The sequence below is a fragment of the Flavobacterium sp. EDS genome, assembly GCF_020991525.1.
Taxonomy (GTDB): domain Bacteria; phylum Bacteroidota; class Bacteroidia; order Flavobacteriales; family Flavobacteriaceae; genus Flavobacterium.
Genome location: NZ_JAJMOZ010000001.1, coordinates 83,313 through 109,172, shown reverse-complemented (window position 1 = coordinate 109,172; position 25,860 = coordinate 83,313). Strand labels below are relative to the sequence as shown.

26 protein-coding genes are annotated in these 25,860 nt (G+C 32.8%); 17 read left to right on the top strand and 9 right to left on the bottom strand.

Annotation, left to right across the window (positions count from 1 at the left end; translation table 11 throughout):
- Nucleotides 1-31: 31 nt before the first annotated feature.
- Nucleotides 32-1,090 carry a serine hydrolase domain-containing protein gene (locus LPB87_RS00500; RefSeq protein ID WP_230604356.1) on the bottom strand — a complete coding sequence of 353 codons (1,059 nt, stop codon included), beginning with the start codon at nt 1,088-1,090 and terminating at the stop codon, nt 32-34.
- Nucleotides 1,091-1,353: 263 nt separating this feature from the next.
- Between LPB87_RS00500 and LPB87_RS00495 the strand changes: the two genes are divergently transcribed.
- From LPB87_RS00495 to LPB87_RS00485, 3 genes are all read left to right on the top strand, one after another.
- Nucleotides 1,354-1,947, top strand: coding sequence for a hypothetical protein (locus tag LPB87_RS00495; protein ID WP_230604355.1), 594 nt, complete (start codon nt 1,354-1,356; stop codon nt 1,945-1,947).
- A 38-nt stretch (nt 1,948-1,985) separates the two neighbouring features.
- Nucleotides 1,986-2,444: a hypothetical protein gene (locus LPB87_RS00490; RefSeq protein WP_230604353.1), complete on the top strand. Its 459-nt coding sequence runs from the start codon at nt 1,986-1,988 to the stop codon at nt 2,442-2,444.
- A gap of 141 nt (nt 2,445-2,585) precedes the next feature.
- Entirely contained in the window at nt 2,586-4,460 is a 1,875-nt protein-coding gene (locus LPB87_RS00485; RefSeq protein WP_230604351.1) for a U32 family peptidase, read from the top strand.
- A 44-nt stretch (nt 4,461-4,504) separates the two neighbouring features.
- Here LPB87_RS00485 and LPB87_RS00480 read toward each other — a convergent pair whose 3' ends face one another.
- A complete protein-coding gene (locus LPB87_RS00480; RefSeq protein WP_129540905.1) occupies nt 4,505-5,293 on the bottom strand; it encodes a hypothetical protein in 789 nt (262 codons plus the stop codon).
- Between the two features lie 426 nt (nt 5,294-5,719).
- Here LPB87_RS00480 and LPB87_RS00475 point away from each other — a divergent pair, with 426 nt between their 5' ends.
- Genes LPB87_RS00475 through LPB87_RS00460 form a run of 4 tightly spaced genes read left to right on the top strand, consistent with a single transcriptional unit; the run spans nt 5,720 to nt 8,260 of the window.
- The gene (locus LPB87_RS00475; RefSeq protein ID WP_129540904.1) at nt 5,720-6,199 is read left to right on the top strand and encodes a hypothetical protein; all 480 of its coding nucleotides are present in this window, start codon (nt 5,720-5,722) and stop codon (nt 6,197-6,199) included.
- A gap of 5 nt (nt 6,200-6,204) precedes the next feature.
- Nucleotides 6,205-7,365: a formate-dependent phosphoribosylglycinamide formyltransferase gene (gene purT, locus LPB87_RS00470; protein ID WP_129540903.1), complete on the top strand. Its 1,161-nt coding sequence runs from the start codon at nt 6,205-6,207 to the stop codon at nt 7,363-7,365.
- Nucleotides 7,366-7,367: 2 nt separating this feature from the next.
- Nucleotides 7,368-7,685 (top strand): DUF6370 family protein, encoded by a 318-nt coding sequence (locus tag LPB87_RS00465; RefSeq protein ID WP_129540902.1) that lies wholly within the window; start codon nt 7,368-7,370, stop codon nt 7,683-7,685.
- A complete protein-coding gene (locus LPB87_RS00460) occupies nt 7,685-8,260 on the top strand; it encodes a Crp/Fnr family transcriptional regulator (RefSeq protein ID WP_129540901.1) in 576 nt (191 codons plus the stop codon). Before LPB87_RS00465 ends, LPB87_RS00460 begins: the two co-directional genes overlap by 1 nt.
- Nucleotides 8,261-8,374: 114 nt before the next feature.
- Here the strand turns inward: LPB87_RS00460 and aceA are convergent, their stop codons facing one another.
- Nucleotides 8,375-9,655 (bottom strand): isocitrate lyase, encoded by a 1,281-nt coding sequence (gene aceA / locus LPB87_RS00455; RefSeq protein WP_230604349.1) that lies wholly within the window; start codon nt 9,653-9,655, stop codon nt 8,375-8,377.
- A 33-nt stretch (nt 9,656-9,688) separates the two neighbouring features.
- Nucleotides 9,689-11,290 (bottom strand): malate synthase A, encoded by a 1,602-nt coding sequence (aceB, locus tag LPB87_RS00450; RefSeq protein WP_230604347.1) that lies wholly within the window; start codon nt 11,288-11,290, stop codon nt 9,689-9,691.
- A gap of 119 nt (nt 11,291-11,409) precedes the next feature.
- Here aceB and LPB87_RS00445 point away from each other — a divergent pair, with 119 nt between their 5' ends.
- The 4 genes from LPB87_RS00445 (at nt 11,410) to LPB87_RS00430 (ending at nt 14,939) form a co-directional block, all read left to right on the top strand.
- Entirely contained in the window at nt 11,410-12,891 is a 1,482-nt protein-coding gene (locus tag LPB87_RS00445) for an XRE family transcriptional regulator (protein ID WP_230604916.1), read from the top strand.
- Between the two features lie 380 nt (nt 12,892-13,271).
- Nucleotides 13,272-13,988, top strand: coding sequence for a pirin family protein (locus tag LPB87_RS00440; protein ID WP_230604345.1), 717 nt, complete (start codon nt 13,272-13,274; stop codon nt 13,986-13,988).
- Nucleotides 13,989-14,068: 80 nt separating this feature from the next.
- Entirely contained in the window at nt 14,069-14,299 is a 231-nt protein-coding gene (locus LPB87_RS00435; protein WP_129540897.1) for a (4Fe-4S)-binding protein, read from the top strand.
- 109 nt (nt 14,300-14,408) lie between these two features.
- Nucleotides 14,409-14,939: a YceI family protein gene (locus tag LPB87_RS00430; protein ID WP_230604343.1), complete on the top strand. Its 531-nt coding sequence runs from the start codon at nt 14,409-14,411 to the stop codon at nt 14,937-14,939.
- Between the two features lie 358 nt (nt 14,940-15,297).
- Here the strand turns inward: LPB87_RS00430 and LPB87_RS20770 are convergent, their stop codons facing one another.
- Nucleotides 15,298-16,161 carry an AraC family transcriptional regulator gene (locus LPB87_RS20770; protein ID WP_230604342.1) on the bottom strand — a complete coding sequence of 288 codons (864 nt, stop codon included), beginning with the start codon at nt 16,159-16,161 and terminating at the stop codon, nt 15,298-15,300.
- 99 nt (nt 16,162-16,260) lie between these two features.
- Here LPB87_RS20770 and LPB87_RS00420 point away from each other — a divergent pair, with 99 nt between their 5' ends.
- The 5 genes from LPB87_RS00420 (at nt 16,261) to LPB87_RS00400 (ending at nt 19,456) form a co-directional block, all read left to right on the top strand.
- Nucleotides 16,261-16,623 carry a DUF983 domain-containing protein gene (locus LPB87_RS00420; protein WP_129540894.1) on the top strand — a complete coding sequence of 121 codons (363 nt, stop codon included), beginning with the start codon at nt 16,261-16,263 and terminating at the stop codon, nt 16,621-16,623.
- A gap of 155 nt (nt 16,624-16,778) precedes the next feature.
- On the top strand, nt 16,779-17,654 hold the full coding sequence (gene fabD / locus LPB87_RS00415) for an ACP S-malonyltransferase (protein ID WP_230604340.1): 876 nt from the start codon (nt 16,779-16,781) through the stop codon (nt 17,652-17,654).
- 144 nt (nt 17,655-17,798) lie between these two features.
- Nucleotides 17,799-18,470: a DUF4919 domain-containing protein gene (locus LPB87_RS00410; RefSeq protein ID WP_230604337.1), complete on the top strand. Its 672-nt coding sequence runs from the start codon at nt 17,799-17,801 to the stop codon at nt 18,468-18,470.
- Between the two features lie 24 nt (nt 18,471-18,494).
- Nucleotides 18,495-18,821 (top strand): LytTR family DNA-binding domain-containing protein, encoded by a 327-nt coding sequence (locus LPB87_RS00405; RefSeq protein WP_230604335.1) that lies wholly within the window; start codon nt 18,495-18,497, stop codon nt 18,819-18,821.
- Nucleotides 18,822-18,934: 113 nt separating this feature from the next.
- Entirely contained in the window at nt 18,935-19,456 is a 522-nt protein-coding gene (locus LPB87_RS00400; RefSeq protein ID WP_230604333.1) for a hypothetical protein, read from the top strand.
- A gap of 75 nt (nt 19,457-19,531) precedes the next feature.
- On the opposite strand, the gene LPB87_RS00395 is transcribed toward LPB87_RS00400, so the two are convergent.
- The 4 genes from LPB87_RS00395 to LPB87_RS00380 form a co-directional block, all read right to left on the bottom strand.
- Nucleotides 19,532-20,731 (bottom strand): glycerophosphodiester phosphodiesterase, encoded by a 1,200-nt coding sequence (locus tag LPB87_RS00395; RefSeq protein WP_230604331.1) that lies wholly within the window; start codon nt 20,729-20,731, stop codon nt 19,532-19,534.
- A 406-nt stretch (nt 20,732-21,137) separates the two neighbouring features.
- Nucleotides 21,138-22,043, bottom strand: coding sequence for an EamA family transporter (locus LPB87_RS00390; RefSeq protein WP_129540889.1), 906 nt, complete (start codon nt 22,041-22,043; stop codon nt 21,138-21,140).
- A gap of 83 nt (nt 22,044-22,126) precedes the next feature.
- A complete protein-coding gene (galE, locus tag LPB87_RS00385; RefSeq protein WP_230604330.1) occupies nt 22,127-23,149 on the bottom strand; it encodes a UDP-glucose 4-epimerase GalE in 1,023 nt (340 codons plus the stop codon).
- A gap of 36 nt (nt 23,150-23,185) precedes the next feature.
- Nucleotides 23,186-24,316 (bottom strand): DegT/DnrJ/EryC1/StrS family aminotransferase, encoded by a 1,131-nt coding sequence (locus LPB87_RS00380; RefSeq protein WP_230604328.1) that lies wholly within the window; start codon nt 24,314-24,316, stop codon nt 23,186-23,188.
- Nucleotides 24,317-24,481: 165 nt separating this feature from the next.
- On the opposite strand from LPB87_RS00380, the gene LPB87_RS00375 reads away from it, so the two are divergent.
- Nucleotides 24,482-25,708 (top strand): glycosyltransferase N-terminal domain-containing protein, encoded by a 1,227-nt coding sequence (locus tag LPB87_RS00375; RefSeq protein ID WP_230604915.1) that lies wholly within the window; start codon nt 24,482-24,484, stop codon nt 25,706-25,708.
- Nucleotides 25,709-25,860 lie beyond the last annotated feature (152 nt).

Genomic DNA, 25,860 nt, shown 5'->3' with positions numbered 1-25,860 from the left:
AGGAAATTTTCTTGAGGCTTTTTTTATTCTTCTAATTAATCAATAAGGATGCTATGTTTCTTGTAAATGCGGTTGGGGAATTGCAATCACAATTACTCAAACCTATTACATAAATCTGCTCAGTTGGCTCATAAACTCCCATAGCTTTAAAACCAAAAATACTACCTCCATGCTCACGCACAAGTTTTCCATTCAACTCTTTTATATGCCATCCATATCCGTAATCAATATTAGCACCATTATTTAATTTATAATTGGTGAACACTTTTTTAGTAGAAATAGGATTAAGTAGCACATTAGCATCAATGGCATTTTGCCATTTTAACATATCATCTACATTTGACATTATCGAACCTGAAGCATAAGGAATAGAAAAACTGATATAAGTAGCATTTACATACCCCTCTTTATCTCGATAACCAAAAACTCTGTTTTTTATTATTCTCTCATGGCTTGCATAATAAGTATCAGTCATTCCTAACTTCTCAAAGATATTATGATTAACAAACTCTTGATACGTCTGACCCGATGCAATCTCAATAATATATCCTAACAAAACGTAACCTGAATTGCAATATTTAAATTGTTCCCCAGGTTTAAAATCTACTGGTTCATTCTTAAAAAAATCAACTAATTCTTTAGGTGATAAATCACTTCGAGCGATATTTTTAATTGATTTCATACTTGTAAAATCCTTAATTCCTGAAGTATGTGTTAGTAAATGATGTATTGTAATACCATTCCCGTTAGTTGGATAATCAGGAATAAACTTTGTGATTTCATCATCCAATTTAAGCTTACCCTTTTCAACTAACATCAAAATTGAAACAGCTGTAAATTGCTTAGTCATTGAACCAATTTCAAAAACAAAATCTGGTTGCATTTTAACATTCAATTCTAAGTTAGCCATACCAAAAGCTTTCCTATATATTGCTTTACCCCCTTTCGCAACTAAAAAAACTCCACCAGGCGCTTCTAACTTAAAGTTTTCGTTCAACAATTTATCTATTCGATTCTCTAAAGTTTGAGAAAAAACAACAGAATGAGATATTAAAAATATCACTGTAAAAATTCTAAGAACTAATTTCATTTGATTGTTAATTTAATGATTGATGCTTATTCTGACGACATTATAACTCATTAGGTTACAAAACAAAAAGCATAAAACATAACATATCTAAAATCATGAATTCTAAATTTCTAACATCCCTTTTCAAGCAAGCATTGCCTTTTAGATTATTTTATTAGTATTTTAGCCAAAAAAAAGCTTTTATAGCACTTAAAAAAACTCAATAGTAATTAGTTACAGACATTAGTCTTAACAAAACATTGCAAACCAAAAATTATCCAATCATGACCTCTCTATTCCGAAAAACATTTATCATTATCATTTTTATAACATTTTCATCAAATCGGGCAAAATCGCAAACAACTGGCAATTACATCAAAGCGTCAATCGGCTATGGATCAAGCAGCTCTTATTACATCGAGAACTATGGAAGTCAAGATGAATTAGATGTTATGGGAGGAGGACTATACCTTCAAGGTGAATATGTTGTAGGAATAAAATCATGGTATAGTTTACGAGCATACGCGGGTGCAATTTTTGAATCTGTTGATAAAAATCAAAACGTGCAAAATCAACCGCTATATAAAGTTACGACGAATGCCTTTTTAATGGGAGGAAAAGTCCGTATTTGTGCACCTATACCTTGGGTAGCCCCATTCATTGAAGGTGGTATTGGAGCTTCAATAGGTAAATTCGAAACGTTTACACCCAACGTTAATTTTAATAAAAGTACTGTTTTATTACATATCCCATTTAGTATCGGATTAGCTGTAGGCAGACATAAAAGTCTAGAAATCGGTATTTCTGGCTACTTTCACCCAACGGCTAAACAATCTACAGGGGTATTTGCTGTAGGATATACTTTTCCAATAGATTAATAGAAAGATAATCTCAAATAAAAATTTGAATTAAAAAAATGGTAAACAAAAAAGCAATATTAAATCTAACATTACCATTAACAATCATCACATTTATTCTTTTTACAAAATGGTGGATAGTTGATATTGTCGATGGATCAGATGCTGTTATGTATGGATTCCCTTTAATCTATAAATCACCTGCATTTCATACTTCTTTAGCAGAACAATATTTTATAATGGAATTTTTAATTGATTTTCTTTTTTATTTTACCGTCTTATCAGCAATATTATTTTTGATAAATAGATTTATATCTGAAATTAAAATAAAAAGAAGTTTACTAATATTCATTTACATAATTACAGGGGCATTATTAGCTATTGAAATTTTATTTGCAGTAGCTTTTGAACCAAGTTTTTCAATCAAACGAGATTTTGACATAGAAGTAAGACAAACTGGAGTTAAATTTTATTTTTATGAAAAGGAAAGAGACATTTTCAAGAATTTACATCAATAAATTAAAAACATAAACCATCATCAACCGCTATTACTTAACTATTTCGAAAAAAAGTCACCTCAGCACTAGCAATCTCAAATAATTTATAAGACATTTGCAAACTTTTTTCCGTGAATACCATAGAATGTTAAAGTCTTAAAAATGAAGAAGAAAATCGAAATATTAGCTCCGGCTAAAGATTTAATTGGAGGAATGGCAGCTATAAATAGTGGAGCCGATGCAGTTTATATTGGTGCACCACAATTTGGAGCACGTTCTAATGCAAATAACTCTCTTGAAGATGTTGCTGCTTTAGTAAAATACGCCCACTTATTTAACGCTCAGGTTTTTGTGGTAATGAATACCATTTTGTACGATAATGAACTTGAGACTTGTCGCCAAATGATCTATGAGTTATACGATATTGGTGTAGATGCATTAATCATTCAGGATATGGCTATCATGGAGATGGAGCTACCTCCTATCGTACTTCATGCTAGTACACAAGCTAACAATCGTGATGCTGATAAAATTAAATTCTTAAAAGATGCAGGAATAAAACGTGTGGTATTAGCCCGCGAATTAAACTTACATCAAATCAAAACGATATATGACGAAGCTGATGTTGAACTAGAGTTTTTCGTAACTGGAGCTCTATGTGTATCATTTAGCGGAAACTGCTATATGAGTGTGGCAAACGGAGAACGTAGTGCCAATCGTGGATCTTGCGCTCAAAACTGTCGTTTGCCTTATAACTTAATCGACGGAAACGGAGAAACATTAATCAAAAATAGTCACTTACTATCGATTAAAGATTTAGATATATCAGATCAAATTCCGAACTTAATTGAAGCAGGAATCGTTTCTTTTAAAATCGAAGGAAGATTAAAAGATGTAGTTTACGTAAAAAACAATGTGTCTTTTTTACGTCAAAAACTAGACAGTTTTCTAGAAGCAGAAGGAAATGACAAATACATCAAAGCTTCTTCAGGAAAGTGTACCTATACTTTTGATTCTTCTTTAAACAGAACGTTTAATCGTGGTTACACCGATTATTTTGTAAACGATAGAAATCATAGTATTGGATCTTGGGAAAGCCCAAAATCAAAAGGACAATATATTGGTAAACTAATCCGAACTGTCGGAAACGCTTACGAAATCGAAAATGGCGAATTGTTAAACAACGGTGATGGACTTTGTTTCATCAACGAAAACAATGAAGCCGATGGAATTTATGTAAACAAAGCCGAAAACGGAAAAATATATCCAAACGTTTTAAAAGAAGTAAAAGACGGAACTTTTATTTACCGTAATAACGACGCTGCTTTCATCAAAATTGTAGAAAGAGAAGACAGTGCTGTTCGTAAACTAAGCACCACTTTACTACTTACTGAAAACGAAACTGGTTTTGAATTAATCGCAACCGACGAAGACGGAAATGTAAGCGTTGTTACTTTAGAACATTCAAAAGAACAAACTAAAACTGGCGAATCAATAGAAGAAAACATCAAAACACAATTGGCAAAAACAGGTTTTACACCTTATACAGCCGATGAAATCAATGTAATGTTTACCCAAAACTGGTTCCTTCCTATTTCAAAAATCAACGAAATGAGAAGAACAGTTTACGATCAATTAACTGAAATTCGTTTAGCAAATTATAAGCGTGAAGAACACCAATTGGTAAAAACATCACATCCATACCCAGAAACCAAATTGGACTTTATGTACAATGTTTCAAACAAAACGGCACGTAAATTTTACGAACGTCATGGTGTAACCGAAATCGAAAAAGCATTTGAATTGCAATGGGATCCAGGAAAATCACGCGTAATGACAACCAAATATTGTATTAAATACGAATTAAAAAAATGCCCAATACACCAAAAAGACATAATGGGTGTTAAAGTAAAAGAACCATTGGTATTAAAACAAGGTGAACTTGAATACAAACTGAAATTCAACTGCAAACCTTGCGAAATGGAAATTTGGGAGAAAGATGCCGAATTTGAAATCGAAGAAGATCATTTTCATTAAAACTAAAAAAAGCGATACTTTTACCAAGTATCGCTTTTTTTTATTTATTTTTTCTTCGTGTTTTTTGGTACTGGCTTTGTTACCGCCTTTGGTTTCGTGTTTTTTTGATCCGCTTTTTGTTCTGTTTTCGGTTCACGTTTCTTCGCATGTTTCGCATTATACAAATTGACAACTTTTTCAATGTCATCATATTTATATTCCTTCTCTTCGATTTTTTTAGCTATATCCGGATTATCACTAAAATAATAAACACCAAACTGCCTAAAAAAAGCATTATAACCAATAGAAGCTCCATTCGAACTTACAGAAACCAATATAGGATAATCCTCATTATTCCTTTTCATATAATGATTAACCTGTTTGCTAACCACTTCCATTTTAGATTCTTTTATCTTTTCTTTTGTCTCTTCATCCTTTACCTTAACTTCTTTTATTCCATATTCTTCACCACCTAAATACAAAGATACTTTTCCACTAATCGTTTTACACAACCATCTTTCTTTAATAACCTTAAAATCTGTACCTTTCTTTTTATATTCTTTTGTTTTCGTCCATAAGAAAGTATACGACAACTTTTTCTCTGCATCAAAAATCTGAATTGAATCTATTTCACTAGCCGTATATTTTTCATTAGTATCTCCTACTTTAATTTTCACTTTCTTATCTTCAAAATCAGGAAAATGAAGTATACCACTAACTGTTTGCTTGTCTTTTTTAAAAATTACAGCTTCAGCTTTCTGCTGGCCCAGTCCAAATCTATAAATAACGATCTGACAATTTGCAACAGCTGTAATGAGTAAGACACTCATCACTAAAAAAAATTTAAATTTCATTTTTGGGGGTTTTATTTATAAGCTGGCAAATATATAAATATAGTATCGCTTTAAAACAAGTTTTAAATCAGTTATAAGTATAATTATTAACAAAAAATTACACCATAAAAATTTTATATCCTTCGTGTAAATCTTTGCGAACTTTGCGGTTAAATCAATACAACCAATAATCGAATCTACAAAATCCACATGAAATCTTTACGGGCAAATCAACACAATCCCAAAAATAAATTATTAGATTCTGATTACGTAGACGCTCTGCGGTGCGCCTATACACTCATTGATTGTCAATAATTAAAACACATACAAAACAAATCTATCTCTACACAGTATCACCTACAGCCAACAATTAAATCTATCGAATCTGCAAAATCTACGTGAGAATAAATTCCATTTTTTTATCTTTACTCTCAAAACTAAATCCAAATGGCATTAAACAATAGCATAACAAAACATTCGATTATTGCTGGCTTTTGTGTGTGTGCTATATTTCCGTTATTAATATTTTCAGAAAGCTATTTTGTTGACCTTTGCATCAAAATATCTGATTTTGGTGTTTTTTGGAATCCTATCTTTTGGGGCGTACTATTTCCATTATACCTAATCTTTCTATTCTGGAGTTCTGGTAAAAAAATAAGTCATTCATTAAATCAAATAACATACTTTCAGGCTTGTTCACAATTCTCATTTGCTGTATGCTTAAAAATCATTATAGCACTTTTTACACTTTATATAATCGGACAATTTGTTAATGGAATTTCAGTTGTATTACATTCTCAGATCTACGATCAAATTGTTTTTTCGATACTAATGATATTATTTTTATCCTTTTTATTAATGATAATGACTTTTATTAGTAGTTTGATAATTGTAAAACTAAGTCAAGACCCTCAAACATTAAATTAAACACAATGAAAATACTACTTCTAGGTTCAGGCGAATTAGGCAAAGAATTTACCATCGCTGCACAACGAATCGGACAAACCATAATTGCTGTTGATAATTACGAGAATGCACCAGCAATGCAAGTTGCTCATGGCTTTGAAGTCATTAATATGCTCGATGGCGAAGCACTTGATCGCATTGTTGCAAAACACAAACCAGATTTTATAGTTCCCGAAATAGAAGCCATTCGTACCGAACGTTTTTACGATTACGAGAAACAAGGTATCACGGTTGTTCCTTCTGCAAAAGCAGCAAACTTCACTATGAATCGTAAAGCAATTCGAGATTTGGCTGCTAAAGAACTCGGACTTAAAACCGCCAAATACCAATACGCAACCTCAGCCGAAGAACTACAAAAAGCCGTACAGGAAGTAGGAATGCCGTGTGTAGTAAAACCACTAATGTCATCTTCTGGAAAAGGACAATCAACCATAAAAAATCAAGATGACATCCTGAAATCTTGGGATTATGCTGTAGCAGGCTCTCGTGGAGACGTTATCGAAGTAATTGTGGAAGCTTTTGTAAATTTCAATTCAGAAATTACCCTTTTAACGATTACACAAAATAACAATCCAACACTTTTTTGTGCTCCAATTGGCCACCGCCAAGAACGTGGCGATTATCAAGAAAGCTGGCAACCTGCTAGAATTTCTGATAAAGATTTGTACGAAGCTCAAGACATGGCAGAAAAAATCACAGAAGCTTTAGGAGGAGCAGGTCTTTTTGGAGTAGAATTTTTTCTAACTAATGAAGGTGTTTATTTCTCCGAACTTTCTCCTCGTCCACACGATACCGGAATGGTAACTTTAGCAGGAACACAAAACTTCAACGAATTTGAATTGCATTTACGAGCGATCTTAAGTTTACCAATTTTTGAAATCACATTAGAAAAAGCAGCTGCAAGTGCTGTAATTCTAGCCTCAGGAGAGTCAAACAGCCCAACTTATACCGGAATAGAAAAAGTAGCTGCATTACCTAAAACCGACTTCCGTATCTTTGGGAAACCAACTTCAAGACCTTATCGCCGTATGGGAGTCATTTTATCACATGACCTATTAGAAACTCCTATTGAAGAAGTGGTAGAAAGAGCAAAAAAAACTGCACAATTAATAACCGTAAATTTATAAAGATGAAAAAAATAGTATTCTTAGCATTTCTATTCATGAGCATTACAATCAATGCACAAGACAAAAAAACTACCGAAAAACCTCAAATTGTAGAAGCAGCCTGTGGTGAATGCCAATTTGGAATGAAAGGTAACAGTTGTGATTTAGCTATTCGTATTGATGGAAAACCCTATTTTGTAGACGGAACTAAAATTGACGAACATGGAGATGCTCATGCAAAAGATGGTTTTTGTAATGCAATCCGTAAAGCAGCTGTTACTGGAAAAATAGAAAACAACCGTTACAAAGTGACTTCATTTACATTGATAAAAGAAAAATAATGGCTTTAATTCTAGAGAACATTGCCAAACACGTTTCGCTAACACCTGAAGAAGAGGCACATTTTTTATCAAAAACAGAAACTCGCTTTTATAAAGCCAAAACTATTTTGCTGAATGCAGGAGATGTTTGCAAAGAATCTTATTTTATAAACTCAGGAATTATTCGAAGCTTTAACATCAATGACAATATTGTTGAACATGTACTAAGTTTTTCGTGTGAAGGCTGGTGGATTAGCGATATGTATAGCTTGATTACACAAAAACCAGGTCAGCTATTTATCGAAACTATAGAAGATTCTGAAGTAGTAGTACTTAGCAAAGAAAACCAAGAACAATTATATTTTGATATTCCAAAATTAGAACGCTTTTTCAGGATTTTAACCGAGAATTCATTAGTTGCTAATCAGCAACGTTTAATGGATAACTTAAGTTTATCTGCCGAAGAACGCTTTGAAAAATTCTGTACCAAATATCCAACACTAATCCAGAAAGTACCTCAAAAACAAATAGCTTCTTTCATCGGAGTTACACCCGAGTTTTTTAGCAAAATGAAAGCAAGACTTTTAAAGAAATAGTTTTTACTTAACCATTAAGACATTAAGTTTTATTAAGTCCAAAGCTTAATTTTTCTTAATATCTTAATGGTTTAAATTTTAAAATCCGTTCAATGTTAAACTGATTTTACTGAATTAAAACTGTTCTACTTCAGTAGAATGTTTCATTGCTGTGGTAGTTGATTTTCCTATCGTTACTGTATTTTGTACTGCATCGAAATAAGAAGTTCCTACAAAAGCCTGATGTTTTACAGCTCTAAATCCGCTACTTTGCAAAGCAAATTCTTTCTCTTGCAATTCAGAATATCCAGCCATTCCTCTTTCTTTATATGCTTTAGACAACTCAAACATACTTGTATTTAAAGCGTGGAAACCAGCTAAAGTGATGAATTGGAATTTATACCCCATTGCAGCTAGGTCTTCCCTAAAAGTTTCCATCTCAGCAACAGATAATTTAGCTGCCCAATTAAATGATGGAGAACAGTTATAAGCCAACATTTTATCGGGAAATTGTTCACGCATAGCATCAGCAAACTTTTTAGCATATACCAAATCTGGATTGCTAGTTTCCATCCAGATTAAATCAGCATAAGGCGCATAACTCAATCCCCTAGCAATTCCTTGATCGATACCGCTATTTACATAAAAGAAACCTTCATTCGTTTTTTCGCCTGTAATAAACGGCGCATCTCTAGGATCTACATCACTTGTTAATAAATTTGCTGCATCAGCATCTGTTCTTGCTACAATAAGCGTTGGTGTTCCCATAACATCTGCTGCTAATCTTGCCGCTACCAATTTATTAATAGCTTCTTGAGTTGGCACTAAAACTTTCCCTCCAAGATGTCCGCACTTTTTAGCAGAACTCAATTGATCTTCAAAATGAACTCCAGAAGCTCCAGACTCAATCATAGATTTCATTAGTTCGAATGCATTTAGGTTTCCTCCAAAACCAGCTTCGGCATCGGCAACAATAGGTACTAAATAATCTTTTTTATCTTCAACTCCATTAACAACCTGAATCTGATCTGCTCTTAATAAAGCATTATTTATCTTCTTAACCACCATAGGCACACTATTTACAGGATAAAGAGATTGATCAGGATACATTTCGCCAGCCAAATTCGCATCAGCAGCGACTTGCCATCCACTCAAATAAATAGCTTCTAAACCCGCATCAACTTCTTGTATTGCCTGATTACCTGTTAAGGCTCCTAATCCTGCTACAAAATCCTGATTTTTAAGCTTTTTCCATAATTTTTGAGCTCCCATTTTGGCAATAGAATGTTCTATTTCGTAAGAACCTTGTAAAGTAACCACTTCAGTTGCTGTGTAAGGTCGTTCTACTCCTGCCCATCTTGGGTTTGTTAACCAATCGTTGATCAATTCCTGAATTCTGTCTTCTGTTGTTTTCATCGTATCGTTATTTGGGTTGTTAGTAAGCAATTTTTATAAATATTTATAACACGGAATGGTAAGAAAGTTTTCAAAGTCGAGCGTTACAACTAATCTTTCCAGTACTTTTTCAGCCAAAGGAAACCAGCGTTTTTCATAATCTTCTTCGCCCAATTCCTTTTTAATTTTACTGAATTCATCTAAAGCTAATTTGTGATAATATGCCAGATTCAACTGTTTCCCATTATCCAAAACCACTTTATTATATAACCATTGCCACAATTGCGATCTCGATATCTCTGCTGTAGCCGCATCTTCCATTAAATTATGTATCGCCGCCGCACCTTGCCCGTTAAGCCATGAAGCTAAATACAAAACTCCTACATTAATATTTTTTCGAACTCCTTCTTCAGTTATAGTCCCAATCGGTACTTCAAGCAAATCTTGTTCAGTAATAGTAAGATGCGGTCTTGCTACATGAATCTGGTTTGGTGTTGGCATTGCTGCATCAAATACAGCTTTTGCTAATGAAACCAAATCTGGATGCGCTACCCAAGTTCCGTCGTGACCATTACGTACTTCACGCTCTTTATCCGTTTTTACTTTCGCGAAAGCGATAGCATTAGCCTCATCATTATTCTTTATCGGAATTTGTGCAGCCATTCCGCCAATCGCATGGATTCCTCTTTTGTGACATCTCTGAATTACCAAATTAGAATACGCTTTCATAAAAGGCGAAGTCATATTTACCTGATCTCTGTCTGGAACCAAAAACGAAGGATGTTTGTGGAATTTTTTTATGTATGAAAATATATAATCCCATCTGCCACAATTCAATCCAACGATGTGCTCTTTTAGTTCGAATATAATTTCATCCAACTGAAAACTTGCAGTTATTGTTTCAATGAGCACGGTAACTTTAATCGTTCCCTGAGGTATTCTTAAATAATTCTGAGTAAACTCGATAACATTGTTCCACCAGCGCGCTTCTAAATAATGCTCTAATTTTGGAATATAGAAATATGGAGCTGTTCCGTTTTCAAGTAATTTTTTATGATTATGAAAAACATATAAGCCAAAATCAACCAATGATCCCGAAACTACCTGACCTTCTACCAAAACATGCTTTTCTGTAAGATGTAATCCTCTTGGGCGAACAATTAAGGTTGCTATATTTTCATTTAACTGATACGTCTTATTTTTGACAGCATCTGTTAAACTGATTGTTTTATTAACAGCATCAATTAAATTCACCTGTCCACTCATTAGATTAGCCCAAGTTGGTGATGTACTGTCTTCAAAATCAGCCATAAAAGTCTTTGCTCCAGAATTCAAGGCGTTGATAATCATTTTTCTATCCACTGGTCCCGTAATTTCTACTCTTCTGTCTAATAAATCTTTCGGAATTGCTCCAGCCGTCCAAGTATCTTCTCTGACCAATTTCGTTTCGGATGGAAAAACTGGCATGACACCTTTATCAAATAAAACTTGTTGTTGTCCTCTTTGCGCCAACAATAATTTTCGTTCAGAATCAAATTTTAAATGCAATTCTGTAATAAATGCAATCGCCTCATCTGTCCAAATAGCAGCATAAGAATTGTTTTTTTTGGCTAAAAATTCCATTGCCGACTCTGTAGTTTCTAATTGATTTTTCATAGCTAATTCGTTTTACACTACAATGTTATAAAAAAGTTTAACACAAAACAAGCGAACGTTCGCTAAATATTAAAAATATTTTTTTGGCGATTATTTTTTTATTGGTTACATTTGATATTATGGATATCGAAAAAGACTACATCAAGCTTATTTTTGGGCTAAAACTCAAGCAAGTCCGAACTCAAAAAAACCTTTCGTTATTTGGCTTAGCCAAACTCACGAATCTTTCCAAATCCTATTTGAACGAAATAGAAAAAGGAAAGAAATATCCAAAGACTGATAAGATTTTACTCTTGTGCGAAAATCTTGACATTAGTTACGATCAAATGGTATCTTTGAAACTAGATAACAACTTGGCACCGATAGGCGAAATTTTAAAATCTGGTATTCTAAAAGAAATTCCGTTAGAACTTTTTGGCATCCATGAAAATGATTTAATTGATATTATTGCTAATGCTCCTGCAAAAGTCAATGCCTTTATTAGTACCATAATAGAAATTGCCCAACATTATAATTTAAGCCGAGAGAGTTTTTTCTTAGCATCATTGCGTTCTTATCAGGAAGCACACATCAATTACTTTGAAGATCTAGAAAATAAAGTAATTGCTTTCTCTAAATCATTTCAGATTAATCTTGAAAATCAAATTTCGACACTAGAATTGAGTGCCATCCTAAAAGAAGAATATGGCTACACTATTAAGGATCTTCTCTTTAAGGACCAGGAAGCTTTGGGTGATTTACGATCTATTTATGTTCCAAAAAGCAAAACACTATTACTTTCCAAAGAAATAGATGATCCTCAAAGAGCCTTTATATTAGCCAAAGAAATAGCATACAACTATTTAGAAATAACCGATAGATTATTAACATTCAGCTGGATAAAATTTGACAATTTTGATCAGGTCTTGCATAATTTTTACGCTTCTTATTTTGCCGGTGCCCTTCTATTACCAAGAAAACTATTAATAGATGATATCAATCTTTTTTTAACCAAAGAGAATCCAAAACCGGAAGAGTTTGTTGCATTAATCGAAAAATTTAATGTTTCTCCTGAATCTTTTTACCAAAGATTAACCAATCTTTTACCAAAAGATTTTCATCTAAAGAACTTATTCTTTCTGAGAATGTCACACCAAATAGGCTCTGGCACATATCAGATAAAAAAAGAACTCCATATTACCAATCAACAAGAACCTCATGCCAATGAGATGAATGAGCATTATTGCCGCCGATGGGTTTCTATTAAGACAATTGACGAAGCTATCAAACAAAACAAAGCTCATTTTTTTGACGCTCAAATTTCAAGTTATGAAAATAGCGGAAACGAATATTTGGTTTTTTCATCGGCCACCAAAGACCCCTTTGTAGAAAATTGTATGCGAAGTATTTCGGTTGGAATTTTAATTACTCCAACCATGAAAAAGAAATTCAAGTTTATAGAAGCTAAACCAATCATAAAACAAATTGTTGGCGTTACTTGCGAAACCTGTGCTGTTAAAAATTGCATGGAGCGAGCTTCACCTCCTAAACAATTAGAAAGTAAAAAACGCCATGAAAACACTGATTTAATTGTACAGCAATATATTGCAAAGTATAGCTAGTTTTCTAGATTGTTAGATTTTAGATCATTAGACAAGCTTTGTAGTCAATCTTGTCTTTCTGAGGCACGAAGAACCTCCACGAGAAACGAACACAATACATTTCTAAATAGCAATAATTCTTCGACCCCGCTCAGGATGACAAGATTATAGCTACGTTATAATTATCTCAAACACAACCTTAGTAACTTAGAACCTCAGCAACTCAGAGCCTATTTTCCTCTGAACCTTTGCAACTTTTAACCTTTGCAACTTTTAACCTTTGCAACTTTTAACCTAAAAAACAAGAACCTTAAAAAATCACTTCTTAATCTAGGTTAAGTGCTTTCCCTTTCCTTTGGTTGTAAATTTGCACTATCAAATAACAATTAAAACACACAATCATGGAAAATATAGTAATTCACAAAGCAGAAACAAGAGGAAATGCTAATCACGGCTGGCTAAATGCTTACCACAGTTTTAGTTTTGCTGCTTATTACGATTCAGAACGCATACAATTTGGAGCTCTTCGTGTTTTAAACGATGATACTATTGCAGCAGGAATGGGCTTTGGTACACATCCTCACGATAATATGGAAATTATTACCATCCCACTTGAAGGTGATTTAGCACATAAGGACAGTATGGGGAATACCGAAATCATCAAACATGGAGATATTCAGGTAATGAGTGCAGGAACAGGAATTCAACATAGCGAATTTAATCCAAATGCAGATAAACAAACTAAATTATTACAAATTTGGTTGTTTCCAAACAAACGTAATGTTACCCCTCGCTACCAGCAAATTTCTTTAAACACAGAAGATAGACATAATAAATTACAACAAGTACTATCTCCAAATCCAGATGATGCTGGTGTTTGGATTCATCAGGATGCTTGGTTTCACATGGGGAATTTTGATGCAGGTACTACAACAGAGTATTCAATCAAAAAAGAAGGAAATGGCTTGTATGCATTTATCTTAAAAGGAAATGTAACAATAAATGATCAAGAATTAAACACTCGTGATGCTATTGGAATTACAGATTTTAAAACTGTAAGTATCAAAGCAAACACAGACACTGAGTTTCTATTAATGGAAATTCCGATGAATTATTAATTCAAACCATAATAAACAAATCTTCCCGATGGGGCTAATTGATCTATCAGAAACAAAATAAACCGCAAAAACTTCCTATAATGAATCCAAACGACCTAATAAAAGAATATACCAATGGTGAAGTAACCATAGTATGGCAATCTGGAAAATGCATTCATTCTGCAAATTGCGTCAAAAACAATCCTGATGTCTTTCATCCCAAAGAAAAACCATGGATACAGCCTGAAAATTCGAATACTGACAAAATTATAGAGACAGTAAAAAAATGCCCTTCAGGAGCTTTGACATTTTACTTAAATAACAAAAGCTAAATAACAAAAGTCATTTCTTAATCTAGGTTAAGTGCAATTACGATACTCCCGAAGTAACTTTGTACTATCAAAATGAAATTATTATTATTTAAATAAAAACAAAAAAATTATGGCAACTACAAAATGGTCAATTGACCCAACTCACTCAGAAATTGGTTTTAAAGTTAAACACATGATGTTTACTAATGTTTCAGGTAAATTTAACGAATACGAAGCAACTATTATTAGCGACGAGAATAACTTCGAGAATGCAACGATTAATTTTTCTGCAGATATCAAATCTATCGATACTGGAAACACAGACAGAGACAATCACTTAAGAAGTGCCGATTTCTTTGACATTGAAAACAGCCCAAAAATGACTTTCAAATCAAGTTCTTTTACAAAAATAGATGATGGAAACTATGAACTTACTGGTAAATTAAACATTAGAGGTGTTGAAAAAGAAGTAAAATTTCCAGTAGAATTTAGTGGAATCATGACTGATCCTTGGGGAAACACAAAAATCGGTATGAATATTACAGGAAAAATCAATCGTAAAGATTGGGGATTAAACTGGAATTCTGCTATAGAAGCTGGTGGCGTATTAGTAAGCGATGATGTTCGCTTGAACATTGAACTACAATTTGCAAAACAATAATTATCCTATCATAAATTTAGCTTTTAATTTGGTTAGAAGCCCTGTACTTTGAAAGAAGTATGGGGTTTTGTTTTTTTTTGCCTCCCAAAGTTGTGGAATTATATTATGAAGACGCATTACTGTGCACCTCTACAAACATGACACTAACAACCATTACTTATTATTGTTAAAAAATCTGTTTTTATCTGTGTCTTTACTTTTGTCAATTTGTTTAATCTGCGTTCTATTTACCATGAGATTTACGATTGCAATTCGGTCAGCTACTCCTATTACAAGGCTTCGACTCACCACAGCCGGGCAATTAGTTTTCAATTCCAATCTTACTTCTCTCATCTTGCTTCTCACCTCTCACAAAAACTCATTTCTTCAAATTCCTAAACTCTGTTGGTGACATATTAGTGTATTTTTTGAAAACTCGAGAGAAATAAGAATAATCATCATAGCCAACTTCTTCTGCAATTTCATTTACAGCTAGTTGCTTATCGATTAACATTCTTTTTATTTCCAAAACAACACGATCTGTAATTACTTCTGTTGCAGTTTTTTTCAAGATATCATTACATATTCTATTGAGATGCTTTAAAGTAATATACAATTGTTGTGCATAAAATGAAGGCGATTTATTTGTCTTGTAATGCAATTCCAAAAGCGCTTCAAACTTTTTTATTTTTACATTATACGAATGAACCTCATGGATCTCAGAATCATTATACTTTCTTGCGATTTCAATATGGATGGAGTCTAATAGATTGAGCATCTTATCCAATTGATATTTATTTTTTTGCTTACTTTCTCGCATTAACAATTCAAAATAAGGCGTAATTCCTTTTGCCGCTTTCATATCGAAATAAACTTGTGGCTTATTATTTATTGAACTGTAAAAAGCATAATCATTGATTTTCTTTTGACCAAAATACAGATTGTACATTTCCTGAGAAAAGATTACCACAAATCCTTCTACGTCTTGTGACAGACTCCAAAAATGAATCTGCCCAGGCTGAAGCAAAAACAAACTTCCCTCTTTTATATCAAATCTATCAAAATCAATCTCATGAATTCCTGAACCAGCTGTAAAAAAAACCATTAAATAAGAGTCATGGCGATGTGGTTTTTCGACAAAACTATGTGTTTTTAAATGTTCAGTAAAAGAATTTACATAAAAATCACTTCTAGTATCATTACAACTAAAATTGGCAACACTATAAATTGGGTATTTTTTCACGGTTACAAATGTCTTTATTGTGCTATAATAAGCGAAGATATAAAAATTGAATTGAAAACTAGCAAAGTATCTTTGTATATAATAAAAAATGAATCAATTATGTCATATATGATCACCCATGTTTTACGAAATGAATGTCCTAATTGTCACAAAGGAAAAATTCTTGATGAGAAAAATATATTTTTCACCTTCAAATTTCCAAAAATGCACAAAGAATGTAGTGAATGCGGCTTTAAATTCGAGAAAGAACCTGGTTTCTTTTTTGGCGCCATGTACATGAGTTATGGACTAACCGTTGCACAAGGTATTGCTACTTACTGCATTGCTCAGTTTTTCTTTGAAAAAAATTTCGATTTAAGAATTATTCCAATTATTGCTGTAGTAATCATTGCTTTTTCTTTTTTTAATATCCGACTTTCGAGATTGCTATGGATTTATATGTTTAAGAATTATTCAAGCTAAAAAAATACTATTTTTGCCTTTCTTCCAAAAAAGTGTTTTAATTTTGACGGTCAGGAACCCACTTTTTATTTTATCGGAAAAAATTTTTCTAATGTGGGTTTCAATTGAAACTAATTTTTCAATTTTAGAATCACTAAATTTTTAAATTAAAACAAATGAAAGCATACGTATTTCCAGGTCAAGGAGCACAGTTTACAGGAATGGGTAAAGACTTATATGAGAATTCGGCTTTAGCCAAAGAATTATTCGAGAAAGCTAACGAAATATTAGGTTTTAGAATTACAGATATCATGTTCGAAGGTACTGCCGAGGAACTAAAAGAAACCAAAGTAACTCAACCTGCAGTGTTTTTACATTCGGTTATTTTAGCTAAAACTTTGGGAGAAGATTTCAAACCAGAAATGGTAGCAGGACACTCATTAGGAGAATTTTCTGCTTTGGTTGCAAATGGAACTCTATCTTTTGAAGATGGATTAAAATTAGTTTCTCAACGTGCTTTGGCAATGCAAAAAGCATGCGAAATCACTCCATCTACAATGGCTGCAGTTTTAGGATTAGCAGATAATGTTGTTGAAGAAGTTTGCGCTTCAATAGACGGAATTGTAGTTGCTGCAAATTATAACTGTCCTGGACAATTAGTCATTTCTGGTGAAACAACTGCTGTTGAAAAAGCTTGTGAAGCAATGAAAGCCGCTGGCGCTAAACGTGCTTTAATACTTCCTGTTGGTGGTGCTTTTCACTCACCAATGATGGAGCCTGCAAGAGAGGAATTAGCCGCTGCGATTGAAGCAACAACTTTCTCTACTCCTATTTGTCCAGTATATCAAAACGTAACTGCAAGTGCCGTTTCTGATGCAAACGAAATAAGAAAGAATTTAATCATTCAGCTTACAGCTCCTGTAAAATGGACTCAATCTGTACAGCAAATGATTGCTGATGGCGCTACTTTATTCACAGAAGTAGGCCCAGGAAAAGTTTTAGCTGGATTAATCGGTAAAATTGATAAAGAAGCTGTTACTGCAAATGCATAATTTTTTATCTTGATAGCTTTCAAGATCAATCACAGTTTTTCAATTTTTCAGTCTAAAAATTGTCAATACAAATAGAATCCTCACAAGCATATGCTTGTGGGGATTTTTTTAATATTTTTGTTTCACACATTGAACCCTCTCCCGATGAAAAGAATAATTCTATTAGTTCTACTTTTTAATTGCTTTACTATTTTTTCTCAAGAATTTAAATTTGAAGCTCCTGATTATAAAAAAATTGAGAACACTATTAAAGACAAAAAATCAACTTTATATTATCCAAAATTACAATTAAAGTTTGAAGCTGCAGACTCGACAATGACCCTTGAAGAAAAAAGACATTACTATTATGGCTATACTTTTCAAAAAGAATATGCTCCATATTCTAAGTCTAAACATTCCGAAAAACTAGAAGACTTTCAGAAAAAAGAGAACCTTACCCAAAAAGAATACGAAAAAGCAACTGAACTTTGTAATTTAATTTTATCAGAAAATCCATTTGACATAAGAACAAGAAATTATAAATCTTATTGCTTAGACAAATTAGAACGTAAAAAAGAGCTTGAAAATAACATCATAAAAACTAACATTATATTTGAAACCATTTTAAGCTCTGGAGACGGCGTAACTAAAGAAACAGCTTTCTATGTTATCAACACATCTAATGAATACGCCCTACTAAATGCATTGGGCTTTGAGTATGGAGGAAACCAAAGTCTAATTGAACATTATGATTTTCTTACCTTAAAAGAGAATCAATATAAAATAAAAGGATTTTATTTCGATGTAAGTCCATGTTTAAACAGTTTTAAATTTTAAAACCGTAAAAACCAAAAACTAACAATGACATCTGAAAAATTTACCTTCATTAAAACCGATAAAAAGATAATCAAATTATACTTTGATACTATTGCTGTCATTACTGGTTTAGGTAATTATGTACAAATAATAACTGTAGATAATACAAAATACACTTATTACAAATCCCTGAAAGATTTAATAGATGTATTACCCAATGAATTTATGAGAGTTCACAATTCTTCGATAGTTAATTTAACCAATATTGATAGTATCGAAGACAATCATATTATGGCCAAAGGAAATAAAATTACCATTGGCAAAACCTACAAAGAATGCCTTACTATCGCTCTGGATAAATTTATGTTATAACTGCCCACATAAAAAAACAAGCAGTGTGTGTAGTATTTACACACGTTTGTATAAAATAGTTTCATGTGCTTTATACTTTGTTTTCATTTGCCTGAATATTAAACAATTCAGTAATGATGAAAGTAATTTTAAAAATCATATTAACTATTATTATGTCTACACAAATTTCAAATGCACAAAAATATCCTTTAAAGGAAGATGTAGTTACTATTAACGGAATTATAAAAGCAACTTACGAAGCCGTTTCGGGAGAAGCTGGAGAAAAACGACAATGGGAACGTGACCTTTCACTTCATGACCCAAATGCGATTTATTCTTTTCCGCTAGAAAATACTGCTGGCAAAACGCAACAAACCACAATGTCTCTTAAAGATTTTCATAAAGAAACCGATACTATGGTTGCAAAAACTGCCTTTTATGAAAATGAAGTAAATAGAGAAGTTCGCGTATTTGGGAATATCGCCCACGTTTGGAGCACTTATGAAACTAGATTAGCAAAAAATGGTCCTGTTGCCCGAAGAGGAATTAATAGCATACAACTTTATTACAACGAAGGTAGATGGTGGATTACATCTTGGACTTTTGACAAAGAAAAAGAGGACAGGAAAATCCCTCAAACTTTCGATCCACAGTAAAAAAAGCTGTAAAACAAAAAAAAATCCCAAACCATCAAATTTGATAGTATGGGATTTCTATTACTTAAAGCAAAATTATCTTGCTTGAACCGCTGTATCTGTAAAATCGGAAAACACGCCATCCAGCCCTAATTTATAAAAAGCCTGATATTCTAAAGTTGGATTATTTTTATAGTCACTCAACAATCGCTTTCCTTCATTTCTGAACGTATAAGCATGCACTTGTAATCCTTTTTTATGTGCGTCTGAGATTAAAGTCGTTGGTGGCAACGCTACTTTATCGGCATCATCAACTTTTCCGTCTCCATTAATATCGTCTGCTTTTCCATCATTATTAGCATCTACTCCTTTATACGGAATAATAAATGGCTTCCACGGACCAATTCCTGTTGCATAGGTTTTAACAAAATCTAAACCTTCCTGAGTTCTAAAAAATCCGTAATCTCTAGTATCGCCTTTTAAGTGCCAATCATATGGTTTCCCATCAGAAATCATTCCTCCGTCCGGAACTGCAAAAACTAAATCTCCATTTAGAGCTACATCGTAACAACCTAACAACTGAATTGTTTTCACACTTGATTTAGTTCTTATGTATTGCAAATTAGAAACTTCAAATGACTGAATATAAACTGGAGAAGAAGCATTATTCCATCCCTCGACAGCTAACATTTCTAGTAATTTATCGGTAATTTTTAAACCTAAAGCCTCATGAAAAGAAGGATGTTTTGTTTCTGGATAAATCCCGACTACACGACCTAGTTGTTTCGATTTTTGTTTTGCCAAAGCAATTACTTCTACAAATGTTGGAATCGCATATTTATTATTATATTCTTGTGAACGCTCCGCAAAAGCTTGTTTTGCTTTTAATTGTTTAATTTCTGCTAAAGTAAAATCAGAAACAAACCAATCGGTTATCATTGCGCCATCAATATTCTTAGTCGTTTTTTTAGAAGCAAAAGCCGGAACTTCTGATACGTTTGTTGTTCCAGACAACATGGGTTCATGGCGCACTACAAGTTGCCCATCTTTCGTCATTACTAAATCTGGCTCTATAAAATCAGCTCCCATTTCAATAGCTTTAGTATATCCCTCAATAGTATGTTCTGGTAAATAACCTGATGCACCACGATGAGCAATTACAATGGGATTTGCTCCAATTAAAGTAGGATATTTTCCTTTTTCGGGGATTTGATTACCATCATTCATATTACAAGCCAATAACAAAATTACACCGCTTAAGAAAATTGTACTTTTAAAAATTTGAAATGAATTCATAGTTTATATTTTTAGCAAATAAATACAATTTTACATCAATTTATATTAGTACTGAGTTAAGCATCAGTTATGCTTTTTTACTTAAAAAAAACTATCAAAATATTCAAAATTATTCCTCACCATTGACGTATTCGTTTAATAGACTGGGCTTTTGCCTCTTCAGGCATAAATCCCTTTTTCATCTCTTCATCAAAATCAAAAGTAGCCCTATCAATTCCCTTAAATTTAGCTGGGGAAGCTTCATAAGTAACCGAAGTTTCTTCTACTTTATTTATTTTAGGATTTTCTTTTTTGCATTCATGATGAATTTATTCAACAACCGAATTTACAACATTTTACAGCAAACAAAAAATCTCAAACTATCAAGATGATAATTTGAGATTTCCATACAATTAGAAATAAGATTTTACGCAATCTTTTTTTCTTTCTTTTTATAATTGATAATAAAAACTCCTGATATAATAAGTGCTGTTGCAATAATAAAATCGACAGTAATTACTTCGTCTAACAGCAACCAACCCAGAAAAACCGCAATTATAGTGTTGAAGTAAGACAAAATAGAAACCTGTATAGCCGTTACTCGTTTTAAAGCATAATGATAAGAGAAAAAAGCAAGTATCGACCCAAAAACAGATAAATATAAAGACGCAAAAATACTTCTCGCGCTCCATAAACTTACATCTGGATTTGGAGAAAAAATAAATGCTAAAACCAACTGAACCAAAGTAGCAATTGTAAACTGATAAAATAAATTCAGTGTAATATTATTCGACTTATGAGTATGGGTCTTTGTATAAATTGTTCCTGCTGCCCAACCTGAAATTGCTAAACTCATAAATATAAGTCCGTGTTGATAATTAGAATCTAAAAATGAACCCAATCCATCTTTAAAAATAAAAACAACTCCTGTGAAACCAATTATAACTCCTATAATACCTTTTAAACTTGGTTTTTGCAATCCAAACAAAACACTACCTATAAAGATTAGTACAGGCGACAAAGCACTCATTATAGATGCTAACCCACTTGGTAAAGTTTGTTCGGCGACAGTAGTAAAACCATTTGCAATAACAATCATTAATAAAGCTGGAATTAATTGGTGTTTAAAATTCTCCCAACCAATCCATTTTAATTCTTTTTTAAACAGTAAAATAGTCATCGCTATTAATCCTGCTAAACCCTGACGAATAGAAGTTACAAACCACGGCGGAATAGTTTCTACCGCAACCCTGATTCCTAAAAAAGTCGTTCCCCACACAATCCCTACTGTCGCCATGCAGAGGTATAATTTATAATCTGGCTTTTGTTGCATCGCTAATACTATCCATTTTAAATAAAAAAATCCCAAATTATAATGCTATAATTTGGGATTTTTAAAATACTATCTATTTTAAACTAAGAAACTTTGTTTCTTATCTTTTCTTCCCATTTCCAAGCGCTCTTCATCGCTTCATCAAGCGTTGATTGGGCTTTCCACCCCAGCACATCATTAGCTTTAGTTGTATTTGCATAGGCCTCGGTAATATCACCTTCTCTTCGTGCTACAATTTTATATGGTAATTTTTTATCACTTACCTTTTCAAAACTCGTAATCACCTCAAGAACAGAACTTCCTTTTCCTGTACCCAGATTAAATGTTTCTACTTTTTCCAGATTTTTTTTATTCAATAATCTTTGCAGTGCTACGACATGCGCTTTTGCTAAATCGACCACATGAATATAATCCCGTACACAAGTTCCATCGGCTGTAGGATAATCATCTCCATAAACAGATAATTCCTTACGCAATCCAATTCCAGTTTGTGTAATAAAAGGAACTAAATTTTGAGGAACCCCAATTGGCAATTCTCCTATTTCTGTTGACGGATGTGCTCCAACTGGATTAAAATAACGCAATAAAATAGCATTAATATTAGTTGCTTTCGCAGTATCTCTAATAATTTCTTCTCCTATTTTTTTGGTATTCCCGTATGGAGACATCGGCTGTTGCACAGGAGCATCTTCTGTAATTGGCATATTTTCGGCTTGACCGTAAACTGTACAAGAAGAACTAAATATAAAACTAGCTTCTGGTTTTTGCTGTAGTTCTTGTAAAAGATACACCAAACTGCTGATATTATTTTCGTAGTACAGAAGTGGATTTTCGACACTTTCACCCACAGCTTTTGAAGCCGCAAAATGAATTACTCCAGTAACATCATTATATTTTTTAAAGAAATTTTGTACTGCCGTTTTTTCTCTTAAATCTAATTTCTCGAATAATGGAGTTTTACCTGTGATGGCTACGATTCCTTTTAAAACATCTTCTGAGGAATTAGAAAGGTTATCGATTATCACCACTTCAAAGCCTTCATTTTGCAATTCGACTACGGTATGTGATCCGATAAATCCTAATCCTCCTGTTACTAATACTTTCATTTCTTGGTTGTTTTTTGGCTATTTATTTGATTTGGTTTATTTCAAAAACTCAATTACACTATCCGTAATAAATTTAATTTGCTCATCATCAAGCTCTGTATGCATTGGCAATGAAAGCACTTCCTGCACCAATTGATTGGTTACTGGGAAATATTCTTCTTTATAACGAACATCAACATATGCTTTTTGCGAATGCAACGGAATTGGATAATAAATTGCACAAGGAATTCCTTTGTCCTGTAAGTGTTGTAACAATCCGTTTCTATCTGCATTTATAATTCGCAATGTATATTGATGAAAAACGTGATCATTTTCGTCAGGATTAAATGAAGGTGTAATAATATTAGCATGTCCTGCTAACGCAACATTATATTTAGCCGCCGCTTCACGACGTGCTTTATTATACTCATTTAATAACGGAAGTTTCACATTTAAAACCCCTGCCTGAATACTATCTAAACGTGAGTTTACCCCCACAACATCATGATGATAACGCTCATACATTCCGTGATTTACAATTCCACGAATCGTATGTGCCAAAGCATCATCATTGGTAAAAATAGCACCACCATCTCCATAACAACCTAAGTTTTTAGATGGGAAAAATGAAGTTGCAGCTACATGCCCCATCACTCCTACTTTAGTTTTTGCTCCAGATTTAGAAATATAATCAGCTCCTATTGCTTGTGCATTATCTTCGATCACATACAAATTGTGCGCTGCTGCAAGTTCCATAATTGCATCCATATTAGCAGCACGACCAAACAAATGTACCGGAACAATTGCTTTAGTTTTTGGAGTTATAGCTTTTTTAATTGCATCGATAGAAATATTCATACTATCCATTTCAACATCTACTAAAACCGGTGTTAATTGCAACAAAGCAATCACTTCTACAGTAGCTGCAAAGGTAAAGTCGGCAGTAATAACCTCATCTCCTGGTTTTAAATCTAATCCCATCATTGCAATTTGCAATGCATCAGTACCGTTTGCACAAGGAATAACATGTTTTACTCCTAAATACGTTTCGAGATTTTTTTGAAACTGATGAACCAATGGTCCATTAATATATGTATTCGTATCTAAAACGTCTTGAATTGAAGCATTTACAGCTACTTTTATTTTATCATATTGACTTTTTAAGTCAACCATTTGAATTTTTTTCATTGTGATATTCTAATTTAAAGTTTGCATTCTCGAATAAAGAAAGTTCAATTTTAATTGACTTTCAAAATAATACTTCCGAAAACGAGGAACAAAAATAGTTATTTAATGAGTTTAAACCAATGAAAATAATTGAAAGAAACGTATTTTAGCCCCAAATATCCAACTATGCTTTTCTTATACAATCTAATCGTAATTATTGTAAGCTTTTTATTAAAAATAGTAGCTCTTTTTAGCCGTAAAATCAAACTTTTTGTAGATGGCAGAAAAAGCGTTTTCACAACCCTACATGAAAAGATAAAGCCCACTGATAAAACAATTTGGTTTCACGCTGCTTCACTAGGCGAATACGAACAAGGCTTACCTGTTATTGAAAAAATTAAAGAAAAATACCCTTCACATAAAATCATTGTTACTTTTTTTTCTCCCTCTGGCTTTGAAGTACGAAAAAACAATACTGTTGCTGATGTAACTCTTTATTTACCATTAGATACAAAACAAAATGCCAAACAGTTTTTAAAATTAGCACATCCAGAAATGGTTTTCTTTATTAAATATGAATTCTGGCTAAACTACCTTAACGAATTAAAAAAGAACAACACGCCTACCTATTTAGTTTCTGGAATATTCAGAGACAATCAAATATTCTTTAAATGGTACGGTAGTTTTTACAAAAAAGCACTTGATGCATTTACTTTCTTTTTTGTTCAAAACGAAAGCTCCAAAAATAAAATCGAATCTATTGGTTACAAAAATGTAATTATCTCAGGCGATACTAGATTTGACCGTGTGGTTGCTATTTTAGAACGCAACAATACTCTAGATTTTATCGCTGAATTTAAAAACAGCTCGACTACTATTGTTATTGGTAGCTCATGGCCAAAGGATGAAGTTTTATTAACCGAATATATCAATACCACCCAAGAGCATGTGAAATTTATTATTGCTCCTCATAATATCAAACCAGAACAAATTACTACGCTACAGCAATCTATTACTAAAAAAACAATCTTATTTTCTGAAAAAGAAGGCAAAAACTTAGCAGATTATGACGTATTCATCATTGATACTGTTGGAATATTAACCAAGATATACAGTTATGCAACAATTGCATATGTAGGTGGTGGTTTTGGAAACCCTGGCGTTCACAATATTCTTGAACCAGCAACTTTTGGCCTTCCTATTGTAATCGGTCCAAATTACTCTCATTTTGCCGAAGCTACTGAACTTGTTCAATTAGGAGGTTGTATTTCTATTGCCAATGCAACAGAATTAGAAACTGCATTTAACAGCCTCATTTCGAATCAAAATTACCTCAATGAAAAAGGCTTAATTTGCAAGTCTTATGTCCAAAATAAAAAGGGAGCAACAGACACAATTATGAGTGCAATTTAATCTCACTCCCTAATTTACCATAAAATATGTTATCCAAATCATAATTTTTTATTGTTCAGCAATGAAAATCGATTTATAATTTTAATTTCACACAACTAACTCCAACTCTTTTTTAATACGGTAGATTCAATAAAAAAATTCAAAAACACCGT